The following is an 11,332-nucleotide window of genomic DNA, read 5'->3' on the forward strand; positions in this document are numbered from 1 at the left end:
ATCCGTGACCATGCACAGACCCGACATACCCGGCCCCAACCCGGCCCCCCGAACACCGCACCAGGCCTTGCCCGCCGGTGCCTGCGATTGCCATGCCCACCTGTTCGGCCCGGCGACCCGCTACCCCTACCACCCCGACCGCGGCTATACGCCACCGGACGCCAGCGCCGAGGCGTATCAGCGGTTATTGACCACCCTGGGCTTCGAGCGCGCGGTACTGGTGCAGCCGAGCGTCTACGGGACCGACAACCGGCGGCTGCTCGACGCCCTGCGCGAGGCCCGGGAGGCCGGCGTCGAACGACGCGGCATCGCCGTCGTCGACGCCTCGGTGACGGATGCCCAACTGCGGGACATGCACGACCTCGGCGTGCGCGGCATCCGCGTCAACCTGCTGTTTCCGGGCGGCGTGGATTTCCGTGCGATCCGGGCACTCGGCGAACGTATCGCCGAACTCGGCTGGCACGTCCAGTGCCTCGTCGACGTCTCGACGGTCGGCGATCTGCGGGCCATCCTCGAGCCGCTGCCGGTCCCCCGGGTCATCGATCACATGGGCCACGTGCCCACGCCCAAGGGCATCGGCGACCCCGGCTTCGAGAGCCTGCTGTCACTGCTCGCCGAGGGCAGGACCTGGGTCAAGCTCTCGGGTCCCGATCGGGTGACGGCGCTGGGCGCTGCCGCCCCGCCCTACAGCGACGTGGATCCCTTCCTGCAGGCCCTGGTGGCGACCAATCCCGAGCGCTGCGTCTTCGGCACCGACTGGCCGCACGTCAAACTGCCCGGCGCCATGCCCGACGACGGCGACCTGGTGGACGAGCTGCTGCGTCTGGTACCCGACACCGCCACGCGCGACAGGATACTCGTGCACAACCCCGCCAGGCTCTATGGCTTCTAGGCTCTGTACGCAAACGGCCTGCGCGCGCCGATGTTTCGTATAAGCCCTGGCCATCGTCCGTGGCAGGAACATGAGACCCCGGGTTCCGGGTCTTGTATTGGCACACCATGTTGGAGGCTCCATGATCGAGCGCCTTACGCCCGCTGAAGCCGGGGAGGCCCGCTACAGCCACTTCCTGCGGGCCCTCGCCGAGGCGGGATTCGCCGGCGACATCGCCCCGGATTACGCCAACCGCACGGTACTGGCCACCGACAACTCGATCTACCAGCGCCTGCCCCAGGCGGTGCTCTACCCGCGCGATGCCGACGACCTGGAGCGCATCGCCCGCCTGGCGAGCCAGACCGACTTTCAGGATATCGTGCTCGCCCCCCGCGGCGGCGGCACCGGCACCAACGGCCAGTCGCTCACCGACGGCCTGGTGGTCGACGTTTCCCGGTACATGAACCGCATCCTCGAGATCGATGTCGAGAACCGTCGGGTGCGCGTCCAGGCCGGGGTGGTCAAGGATCAGCTCAATGCCGCGCTGGCCCCCCACGGGCTGTTCTTCGCCCCGGAGCTGTCCACCTCCAATCGCGCCACCATCGGCGGGATGATCGCCACCGACGCCAGCGGCCAGGGCAGCTGCGAGTACGGCAAGACCCGCGATCACGTGCTCGAACTCGACACGGTGCTGCTCGGCGGCGAGCGCTTCACCAGCCGGCCGGTCGACGACGCCGAACTCGACACGCTGTGCGCCCGCGAGGGCGTCGTCGGCTATATCCACCGCACCGCGCGCGAGATCATCGATACCCAGCGCGAGCGCATCGCCGCCGTCTTCCCGCCGCTCAACCGCTGCCTGACCGGTTACGATCTGGCGCACCTGCGCACCGCCGACGGACGCTTCGACCTCAACAGCGTGCTGTGCGGCGCGGAGGGCTCGCTGGGCTTGCTCGCCGAGGCGACCCTCAACGTGCTGCCGATCCCCAGGCACTCGACGCTGGTCAACGTGCGCTACGCCGGCTTCATGGACGCGCTGCGCGATGCCAAGGCGCTGATGGGGGGCGATGCGACCGACGGCGAGCCGGCGATACCCCGCCCCACCTCGATCGAGACCATCGATGACAGCGTGCTGCTGCTGGCGATGGAGGACTTCGTCTGGGACAGCGTCGCCGAGTTCTTCCCCGACAACGCGCCCAACGGCGACGGCGAGACCGCCACGGCCGCGCACGCCGGCCAGGCCACGGCAACGCGCGGCATCAACCTGGTCGAATTCAACGACGACGATCCCGAACGCCTCGCCGCACGGGTCGCCGCCTTCTGTCGCCACCTGGAGAGCGATCAGCGGGTCGACCGGCTGGGCTACACCCTGGCCGAGGGCCGCGGCCAGATCGGCCGGGTGTACGCCATGCGCAAGCGCGCGGTGGGCCTGCTGGGCAACGTCAAGGGCGAGAAGCGGCCGATCCCCTTCGTCGAGGATACCGCGGTGCCGCCGGAGCACCTCGCCGATTACATCGCCGAGTTCCGCGCCCTGCTCGACGCCCACGGCCTCAAGTACGGGATGTTCGGCCACGTCGATGCCGGCGTGCTGCACGTGCGTCCGGCGATCGACATGAAGGATCCCGACCAGGCGACGCTGATCCGCACGCTGTCCGACGCGGTCGCCGCGCTGACGAAGCAGTACCACGGCCTGCTGTGGGGCGAACACGGCAAGGGCGTGCGTTCGGAATACGCCCCCCGGTTCTTCGGTGAGCTCTACCCCAGCCTGCAGCGTCTCAAGGCGGCCTTCGACCCGCGCAATCAGCTCAATCCGGGCAAGATCGCCACCCCGGCCCGAGCCGACGAGACGCAACCGGCACGGACCGGCGATCCGATCGCCGTGCAGTCGGCCGATCCGGGCCTTTTGACCATCGACGGCGTGCCGACCCGCGGCGAACTCGACCGTCAGATCGACGAGCGCGTCTGGCAGGCCCACGCCAGCGCGGTGTACTGCAACGGCAACGGCGCCTGCTACAACTACGACCCGAAGGACGCCATGTGCCCGTCGTGGAAGGCGACTCGACAGCGCATTCACTCGCCCAAGGGGCGCGCCAGCCTGATGCGCGAATGGCTGCGCCTGCAGGGCCGGGCCGGCGGCGACGTGCTCGAAGCGTCGCGCCAGCAGCGGGCCGAGGGCGCCTGGGGCTTCGTTCGCCGCCTGCCACAGCGAGTGCGCAACACCCTGGCCAAGCGTCGCGGCGAAGCCGATTTCTCCCATCAGGTCTACGACGCCATGGCCGGCTGCCTGGCGTGCAAGTCGTGCGCCGGCCAGTGTCCGGTCAAGGTCGACGTGCCGGACTTCCGCTCGCGCTTCCTCGAGGTCTATCACGGCCGCTATCTGCGCCCGCCCCGCGACTACCTGATCGGCGGGCTGGAATTCTTCGTGCCCTATCTCAAGCCGGTGGCCCCGCTCTACAATGCCCTGCTCGGCAACCGGCTGGTCGACCGCCTGCTCGCCGGGCCGATCGGCATGGTCGACAGCCCGCGGCTGTCGCGGGCGAGCCTGACCAAGCAGCTCGAGGCCTGGGGCATCGCCGAGGCCACGCCGACCACGTTGGGGGTGCTCAGCGACGCCCAGAAGGCGCGCAGCGTGATCCTGGTGCAAGATGCCTTCACCAGCCACTTCGAGGCGAAACTGGTGATGGACATCGTCGAGCTGCTCACGCGCCTGGACATCCGGGTGTTCGTCGCCCCCTTCGGGCCCAACGGCAAGCCGCTCAATGTCCAGGGCTTCCTCGGCGCCTTCCAGCGCACCGCCGCGAAGCAGGCCCGGCGCCTGTCGGCGCTGGCCGAGACCGGCGTGCCGCTGGTCGGTGTCGACCCGGCGATGACGCTCACCTACCGTCAGGAGTACGTCAAGGCGCTGGGCGCCGAGGCGGTGCCCGAGGTGCTGCTGCTTCAGGAGTGGCTGGTCTCGCTGGGCCCGCGGCTGCTGCCCGCCGGCGTGAGTCTCGACGACCCCGGCTTCCGGCTGCTCGCGCACTGCACCGAGAAGACCACCGCCCCCGGCAGCCCCAAGGCCTGGCAACAGGTGTTCGCCAACGCCGGGCTGGACCTCGAACTGCTCGCCAGCGGCTGCTGCGGGATGTCCGGCACCTACGGTCACGAGGCCCGCAACCGCGCGACCTCCGAGGCGATCTACGACCTCTCCTGGCGCGAGCCGGTCGAGGATCCGGCCAACGCCGGACGCCTGCTGGCCACCGGCTACTCCTGCCGCAGCCAGGCCAGGCGCCTGTCGGACACCGCGCTGGCCCATCCGCTGCAGGGGTTGCTGGCCGCTCTCAAGCGCAGCCAGAAGGGCGTCTGAGCGAGGATCATGCGAGAGACCGGCGGGGCGGCGCGCTCGCCCCGCCACCATCCGGCATCACGGGAGGACCCATGTCGCGAACCTTGATTCTGATCGGCCTGGCGATCGTCGCCGTCGGCCTGCTCTGGCCCTGGGTCTCCAAGCTGCCGTTGGGGCACCTGCCCGGCGACATCGTCATCAAGCGCAAGAATGTCGCATTCTATTTCCCGATCACCACCATGATCCTCGTCAGCGTCGTGCTGTCGCTGCTGGTCTGGCTGTTCCAGCGCTGACCGCGACACATCGACGAGGATTGCACCCGGCAAGGCCGGCGGTTAGGCTTCGCGGTCGTTCGCCGTTCCAGGACCCTCGATCATGCAGTATCCCGCCCTCGCACTGACCGGCATCGGTCTGCTGGCCCTGCTCTGCCAATGGGCGGCCTGGCGCCTGCGCCTGCCGGCCATCCTGCCGTTGCTGCTCGGCGGCATCGTCGTCGGGCCGGTCACCGGCTGGCTGGAGCCCGACGCCCTGCTCAGCGACCTGCTGTTTCCGCTGGTCTCGCTGGCGGTGGCGGTGATCCTCTTCGAGGGCAGCCTGACCCTGGACTTCAAGGACCTGCGCGGGCACGGCCGCACCGTGCGCCGCCTGGTCACCTGGGGGGCATTGATCACCGCCGTGGTGGGCACCGTGGCCGCCCGCACCATCCTCGGCTTGAGCTGGCAGATCGCCAGCGTGCTGGGAGCGGTCCTGGTGGTGACCGGCCCCACGGTGGTCCTGCCCCTGGTGCAGACGCTGCGCGCCCGGGCCCATCTTACCCAGATCCTGCGCTGGGAAGGCATCCTCATCGACCCGGTCGGGGCGATCGGCGCCGTGCTGGTCTTCGAGTTCGTCGCCCTCGGCCACGCCCAGGGCGCGATCTCGCATACGCTGGTGCTGTTCGCCAAGACCGCGCTGATCGGTTTCGGCCTGGGCATCGTCGGCGGTTACCTGTGGGGGCTGGTACTGCGTCACCACTGGCTGCCCCAGCGCCTGCACAGCTTCGGCACGCTGATGACCATGCTCGGGCTGTTCAGCGCCTCCAACCTGCTGTTCCACGAGTCGGGCCTGCTGACGGTGACGGTGATGGGCGTGTGGCTGGCCAACATGCGCGCGGTGCCCACCCAGCCGATCATCGAGTTCAAGGAAACCCTCTCGGTGCTGCTGATCTCGGGGCTGTTCATCCTGCTCGCCGCGCGCCTGACCGCCGAGCAGCTGGCGATGCTCTCGTGGCCGGCCTGGGCCTTCCTGGTGGTGCTGGTGTGGGTCGCGCGGCCGCTGGCGGTCTGGCTGTGCACCTGGGGCAGCGGCCTGCACTGGCGCGAGAAGGCCCTGCTCGCCTGGCTGTCGCCGCGCGGCATCGTCGCCGCCGCAGTGGCCTCGCTGTTCGCCCTGCGCTTCGAGGAGAGCGGCGTCGCCGACGCCGAGATGCTGGTCCCGGTGACCTTTCTGGTGATCATCAGCACGGTGGTGGTGCAGAGTCTGCTATCGCGGCCCATCGCCCGCCTGCTGGGAGTCAGCGAACCACCGCCGTCGGGCTTTCTGATTCTCGGCGCCAATCCGCTGGCCCGCGCGGTGGCCCGGGCGCTCACCGACGCGGGCTTCGCCGTGCGCCTGGCCGACACCAACTGGGATGCCGTGCAGGAAGCGCGCATGGCGGGGCTGCCGGTCTACTACGGCAACCCCCTCTCGGAGCACGCCGCCCAGCACCTGGAACTGACGGGGATCGGCCATCTGCTGCCGCTGTCGCCCTACCGCGAGCTCAACAACCTGGCCGCGCTGCATTTCGAGCACATTCTGGGCCACGGCCGGGTCTTCCGGCTCGCCGAGGACACCACGCGCAGCACCCGGCGGCATCGCGAACAGGCGATCGCCCATCTGCCGCTGCTGTTCGCCGACGACGCCACCTACGCCAAGCTCTCGAGCCTGGTCGCCCAGGACGCGGAGATCCGCAGCGCACGACTCACCGACAGCTTCGGTCGCGACGACTACTATCAGATACACGCCGGCCACCTGCTGGAACTGTTCAGCATCGGCCAGAGCGGCCGCATCCGCATCGCCAGCGACCGCCAGCCCCTCACCCCCAAGGCCGGCGAGACGCTGATCAGCCTGATCTATCCGACATCGCCGGAATACGACCCGCCGCGCCGCGACAGCGAGACCAGCGAGGATGCGGCGGCCTGAAACGACACCGGCCGCCCCGTGGGGCGGCCGGTATCGATCGAGAAGAACCGGTTTCTCTCTAGAAGAACAGGCTTCGCAGTGCCGCCCCGGGGTCGGCCTCGCGCATGAACGCCTCGCCCACCAGGAAGCCGTTGACGCCGTGCTCGCGCATGTGCTCGACGTCGCCGCGAGTATGAATGCCCGATTCGGTGATCACGGTCACCCCCTCGGGGACCCGCGACAGCAACTGGAAGGTGGTCTCGAGGCTGGTGTCGAAGGTGCGCAGATCGCGGTTGTTGATTCCCACCAGGGTGAGATCCAGCGCCAGCGCCCGCTCCAGCTCCAGGGCGTCGTGGACCTCGACCAGCACGTCCATGCCCAGCGCGTGGGCCTGTTGATGCAGGTCCTGGAGACGCGCATCGTCCAGGGCGGCGACGATCAGCAGGATGCAGTCGGCGCCGATCGCCCGTGCCTCGCTGACCTGATAGCCGTGGACGATGAAGTCCTTGCGGATCACCGGCAGGTCGCAGGCGCCACGGGCGGCGATCAGGTAATCCTCGTGGCCCTGGAAGTAGTCGGCATCGGTGAGCACCGAGAGACAGCTGGCGCCGGCCTCGGCGTAGGCACGGGCGATCGACTCGGGGTCGAAGGCCTCGCGGATCACGCCCTTCGACGGCGAGGCCTTCTTGACCTCGGCGATCACCGCCGGGTCGCCATCGGCGATGGTCCGGTCGAGGGCGGCGACGAAACCGCGTGGCGAGGACTGCTCGGCTGCCCGCTCGAGCAGCGTGGCCTCGCTGACACGCCCGCGGCGCTCGGCGACTTCCTCGTCCTTGCGGGCGAGAATCTTGGCAAGAATGGTCGGCAGGCCTTCCTGGCTCATGACGTCGTCCCTCCCTGATCGGCGAAGACGCGGGTGAAATCGGCCAGCTCCTTCATCTTCTCCAGCGCCAGGCCGGAGGCCATGGCGTCCTGGGCCAGCGCCACGCCCTCCTTGATAGTGTCGGCGATATCGCCGGCGTAGAGCGCCGCTCCGGCGTTGAGCGCGACGATATCCGCCGCCTCGCCCTCGCCGCGCAACGCCTCGCGCACCAGCCGCAGGCTGTCCTCGGCGGTGACCACCTTGAGCGGTTCCAGCGAGGCCCGCTCGATGCCGAAGTCCTCGGGGACGATGGTGTATTCGCGGATCTCGCCCTCGCGCAGCTCGGCAACCCGGGTGGGGGCCGCCAGCGAGATCTCGTCGAGCCCGTCCTCGGCATGCACCACCAGCACGTGGCGGCTGCCCAGGCGCTTGAGCGTCTCGGCCATCAGCCCCACCAGCGACGGCTGGTAGACGCCGAGCAGCTGGTGCTGGGCGCCGGCGGGATTGGTCAGCGGGCCGAGAATGTTGAACACGGTGCGCACGCCCATCTCGCGGCGAGGCCCGATGGCATGGCGCATCGCCTGGTGATGCATGGGCGCGAACATGAAGCCCACCCCCACCTGCTCGATGCAGCGCGCCACCTGAGCAGGGGCGAGATCGAGCTTGATCCCGGCGACATCGAACAGATCGGCGCTCCCCGAGGAGGAGGACACGCTGCGATTGCCGTGCTTGGCGACGTGGCCGCCGGCCGCCGCCACCACGAAGCTCGACGCCGTGGAGACGTTGAACAGGTTGGCGCCGTCGCCGCCCGTGCCGACGATATCGACCAGGTCGTCGCGGGCCACCGTCACCGGGGTCATCAATTCGCGCATCACCTGCGCCGCGGCGGCCACCTCGTCGACCGTCTCGCCCTTCATCGACAGGCCGATCAGGAAGGCGCCGATCTGGGCGTCGGAGGCCTCGCCGGTCATGATCGCGTTCATCACCGCGTGGGTGTCGGCGTAGCTCAGATGGCGGCCGCGCATGACCGCGTCGATCGCCTCTCGCATCTGCATGATGTGTCCCCCTCAGGCCCGGCGTTTCAGGAAGTTCGCCAACAGTTCGTGACCCTGGCGGGTCAGGATCGATTCAGGATGAAACTGCACGCCCTCGATATCCAGCGTCTTGTGGCGCAGCCCCATGATCAGCCCCGGCGTGACGTCGTCGTCATCCACCCAGGCGGTCACCTCGAGACAGTCGGGCAGGCTCGCCGCCTCGACCACCAGCGAATGATAGCGGGTGACCTCCAGCGGATCGTCGAGCCCGGCGAACACGCCCTCGCCGCGGTGACGGACACGCGAGGTCTTGCCGTGCATGACCTGCGGTGCCCGGACCACCTCGCCGCCGAATACCTGGCCGATCGCCTGGTGGCCGAGGCAGACCCCGAGGATCGGCAGGCGACCGGCGAAATGGCGGATCACGTCCATCGAGATACCCGCCTCGTTGGGCGTGCAGGGGCCCGGCGAGACCACGATGTGACTGGGCGCCAGCCGTTCGATGGCGTCGAGGGTGATGGTGTCGTTGCGATGGGTCTCGACCTCGGCGCCGAGCTCGGCGAGGTACTGCACCACGTTGAAGGTGAAGCTGTCGTAATTGTCGATCATCAGCACGGACATGGCACCAGGGTCCTGTTTCGGTTGAGAGTGAGTCGCGATCATGAGACGCGTCTTCCGGTTCGTCGGGTCCCATACCAGCCGTGCGGAGTCTCCGGGCACAAAAATGCCGCCCCGCAGGCGGCATTTGGACGTCCCAGACATGCACGTGCCGCCTCGCTCTAGAGGCGCCACCACCGCATGCGTGAGTCGGAGAGATCGGGTGCGTTCATGGCCACAATACTGCGGCGGGTGCCCGGACGTGTCAAGCAAACGCCGCTGCAGGGGAGGCGGAAAAGAGAAACGCGGAAATCAGGAATGAGGAAAAACGTGATAAGCGCCGCCGGCCACTCGCACCGTTAACCGGATGATGATTACCATTCGAAGCGTATACCTTTTGTGATTCTCTCGCCCGGCCGCCACGCCGGGTCGTCATGCGGAAATCCTGGATGTCTCTTTCGCGACTCCCCCTGGCCGGCTCGTTCGGCCTGGTCCTGCTTCTCAGTGCCTGTAGCGCCCTGCCTCCGGATAACGACTACCCGGCGCATGCCGAACAGGACATCACGCAGGTCCCCGACTGGTCGGCCGTCTCCGGCGGCGAGCCGGCCACCGGGCTCACCGAGCTGATCGGCGCGCCGCCCTTGACCGAACTGGTCGATCAGGCGCTGGCCGCCAACCCGTCGCTGCAGCAGACCTTGCTGGCGCTCAGGATCCGTCAGGCCGAGCGCGACGAGACCGGGGCCGAGCGCCTGCCCAGCGTGTCCGCCGGGCTCGAGGCCTCGCGGGGCGAGGATCGCGACGCCACGGTCTATACCGGCTCGGCCACGATCAGTTGGGAGCTCGACCTGTGGCACAAGCTGGCCAACGGTTACCGCGCCGCCGGCAAGGACGTCGCCGAGCAGCGCGCGATCTACCAGTCCTCGCGGGACACGCTGGCCGCCGAAGTGATGCAGGCCTGGCTCGAGATCATCGCCGACCGTCACGCCATCGCCATCGAGCAGCACCGCCTCGCGACCCTGGAGAAGAACGAGCGTTTCATCCTGCAGCGCTACCGCAGCGGTATCGGCACTCTGGAGGATCTCGCCAGCGCGCGCCAGTCGGCGGCCAGCTCGCGTGCCAGCCTCGCCGAATACCGCGAGTCGCTGGCCGAGCAGCAGCGCTCGCTGCGCGAGATGCTGGGGCGCAGCGACAAGCAGGCGATCAGCGTCCCCGACGACTATCCGGCAGTAACGCTGCCGCTCGCGGCGCTGCCGGAGCAGACCTTGAGACGCCGCCCGGATCTCAAGGCGGCCTATCTGGCGATCCAGGCCGAGGCCCTGCGCACCCGCGTCGCCTATCAGGAACTGCTGCCCAGTTTCAGCGTGCAGGCGGCACTCGAGGATGCCGCGTCATCGCCCCGGGCGGCGCTGCTCACCGACCCGGTCTGGTCGCTGCTCGGTCAGTTGACCGCGCCGCTCTATCAGGGCGGCGAACTGCGCGCCCGGGCCCGCGCCGCCGAACTCGAGACCGCCCGGGCCTACCAGGCCTATCGCGAGACGCTGCTGAGCGCGGTCAGCGATGTCGAGAATGCCCTCGGCCGGGAACGCAGTCTTGCCGAGCGTCAGCGCCATATTCGCGAGGCGCTGGCCAACGCCCGCGACAACCTCGACCAGTACCAGCGCCAGTATCGTGCCGGTCTGGTCGGCATTCTCGATCTGCTGGCCGTGCAGGAGACGACCTATGACCTGGAGGCCCGGCTCGATCAGCTCACCTACCAGCGATTGTCCAATCGCATCGACCTCGGACTGGCACTAGGCCTGGGAGTCAACGAATGAGGCGTTTTCGCCAGTGGGGCCTGATCGCCGTCGCCGCCGCGGTACTGTTCGGCGTACTCGCCTACGACCGTTGGCAGATCCAGTCTCGGGGGCAGCGCGGGCCGGCCCCCTCCCAGACCGAGCACCAGGCCCCCGACGTCTCGGTGATCGACGTCGAACCGGCCAGCTATCGCGCCCGGCTGACCGGCTACGGTGCCGCCCAGCCGCGCTATTCGCTGGCACTCACGGCACAGGTCAGCGGTCGGGTCACCGAGCTCGACGACGGCTTCGCCAGCGGCGAGCGCGTCGCCCGGGGCACGGCGCTGGTCACCCTCGAGGACAGTGACTACGCCGCCGCGCTCGCCGAGGCCCGCTACAATCTGGCCAGCGCCCGGCAGGCGCTTCTCGAAGCCAGGCAGGAACAGCGCCAGGCCCGCCAGGAGTGGCAGGCGTCCGGCCTTTCCGGAGAGCCGGATTCGCCGCTGGTACTGCACGGCCCCCAGGTCGCCACCGCCCAGGCGGCCGCGGACAACGCCGAGGCGGCCATGGCCAGCGCCCAGAAGGATCTCGACCAGACCCGCATCGCCGCCCCCTTCGACGCCCTGGTCGTCGAACGCGATGTCGCGCCCGGCAGCTACGTGCAGGCCGGCGATA

At 69.1% G+C, this 11,332-nt stretch carries 9 protein-coding genes; 6 read left to right on the top strand and 3 right to left on the bottom strand.

The features are described 5' to 3' along the window. The first annotated feature begins 10 nt into the window (after positions 1 to 10). The 4 genes from D0901_RS19800 (at position 11) to D0901_RS19815 (ending at position 6,413) form a co-directional block, all read left to right on the top strand. Positions 11 to 892, top strand: coding sequence for an amidohydrolase family protein (locus tag D0901_RS19800; RefSeq protein WP_129142027.1), 882 nt, complete (start codon positions 11 to 13; stop codon positions 890 to 892). 121 nt (positions 893 to 1,013) lie between these two features. Then, complete coding sequence (gene ydiJ / locus D0901_RS19805) at positions 1,014 to 4,214, top strand: D-2-hydroxyglutarate dehydrogenase YdiJ (protein ID WP_129142028.1); 3,201 nt, start codon at positions 1,014 to 1,016, stop codon at positions 4,212 to 4,214. Positions 4,215 to 4,285: 71 nt separating this feature from the next. Further along, the gene (locus tag D0901_RS19810) at positions 4,286 to 4,486 is read left to right on the top strand and encodes a DUF2905 domain-containing protein (protein WP_129142029.1); all 201 of its coding nucleotides are present in this window, start codon (positions 4,286 to 4,288) and stop codon (positions 4,484 to 4,486) included. A gap of 82 nt (positions 4,487 to 4,568) precedes the next feature. After that, entirely contained in the window at positions 4,569 to 6,413 is a 1,845-nt protein-coding gene (locus tag D0901_RS19815; protein ID WP_129142030.1) for a cation:proton antiporter, read from the top strand. Between the two features lie 58 nt (positions 6,414 to 6,471). Here D0901_RS19815 and trpC read toward each other — a convergent pair whose 3' ends face one another. The 3 genes from trpC to D0901_RS19830 are packed head-to-tail and all read right to left on the bottom strand — an operon-like array spanning position 6,472 to position 8,909. Next, entirely contained in the window at positions 6,472 to 7,275 is an 804-nt protein-coding gene (gene trpC, locus D0901_RS19820) for an indole-3-glycerol phosphate synthase TrpC (RefSeq protein WP_129142031.1), read from the bottom strand. Further along, positions 7,272 to 8,309 carry an anthranilate phosphoribosyltransferase gene (gene trpD, locus D0901_RS19825; RefSeq protein ID WP_129142032.1) on the bottom strand — a complete coding sequence of 346 codons (1,038 nt, stop codon included), beginning with the start codon at positions 8,307 to 8,309 and terminating at the stop codon, positions 7,272 to 7,274. Before trpD ends, trpC begins: the two co-directional genes overlap by 4 nt. A 12-nt stretch (positions 8,310 to 8,321) precedes the next feature. Continuing rightward, positions 8,322 to 8,909 carry an anthranilate synthase component II gene (locus tag D0901_RS19830; RefSeq protein WP_129142033.1) on the bottom strand — a complete coding sequence of 196 codons (588 nt, stop codon included), beginning with the start codon at positions 8,907 to 8,909 and terminating at the stop codon, positions 8,322 to 8,324. A gap of 425 nt (positions 8,910 to 9,334) precedes the next feature. On the opposite strand from D0901_RS19830, the gene D0901_RS19835 reads away from it, so the two are divergent. Together D0901_RS19835 and D0901_RS19840 are read left to right on the top strand one after the other, a co-directional pair. After that, the gene (locus D0901_RS19835; RefSeq protein WP_203234916.1) at positions 9,335 to 10,699 is read left to right on the top strand and encodes a TolC family protein; all 1,365 of its coding nucleotides are present in this window, start codon (positions 9,335 to 9,337) and stop codon (positions 10,697 to 10,699) included. Continuing rightward, positions 10,696 to 11,332, top strand: a 637-nt coding sequence (locus D0901_RS19840; protein ID WP_425256199.1) for an efflux RND transporter periplasmic adaptor subunit, incomplete at its 3' end; no start/stop codon positions are given. The genes D0901_RS19835 and D0901_RS19840, both read left to right, overlap by 4 nt.

This window comes from Modicisalibacter coralii (assembly GCF_004117855.1).
Taxonomy (GTDB): Bacteria; Pseudomonadota; Gammaproteobacteria; order Pseudomonadales; family Halomonadaceae; genus Modicisalibacter; species Modicisalibacter coralii.

Excerpts from the sequence above, each read along its gene's own strand:
- D0901_RS19800 (WP_129142027.1), top strand. The coding sequence starts at position 11 with ATGCACAGACCCGACATACCCGGCCCCAACCCGGCCCCCCGAACACCG.
- ydiJ (WP_129142028.1), top strand. The coding sequence starts at position 1,014 with ATGATCGAGCGCCTTACGCCCGCTGAAGCCGGGGAGGCCCGCTACAGC.
- D0901_RS19810 (WP_129142029.1), top strand. The coding sequence starts at position 4,286 with ATGTCGCGAACCTTGATTCTGATCGGCCTGGCGATCGTCGCCGTCGGC.
- D0901_RS19815 (WP_129142030.1), top strand. The coding sequence starts at position 4,569 with ATGCAGTATCCCGCCCTCGCACTGACCGGCATCGGTCTGCTGGCCCTG.
- trpC (WP_129142031.1), bottom strand. The coding sequence starts at position 7,275 with ATGAGCCAGGAAGGCCTGCCGACCATTCTTGCCAAGATTCTCGCCCGC.
- trpD (WP_129142032.1), bottom strand. The coding sequence starts at position 8,309 with ATGCAGATGCGAGAGGCGATCGACGCGGTCATGCGCGGCCGCCATCTG.
- D0901_RS19830 (WP_129142033.1), bottom strand. The coding sequence starts at position 8,909 with ATGTCCGTGCTGATGATCGACAATTACGACAGCTTCACCTTCAACGTG.
- D0901_RS19835 (WP_203234916.1), top strand. The coding sequence starts at position 9,335 with ATGTCTCTTTCGCGACTCCCCCTGGCCGGCTCGTTCGGCCTGGTCCTG.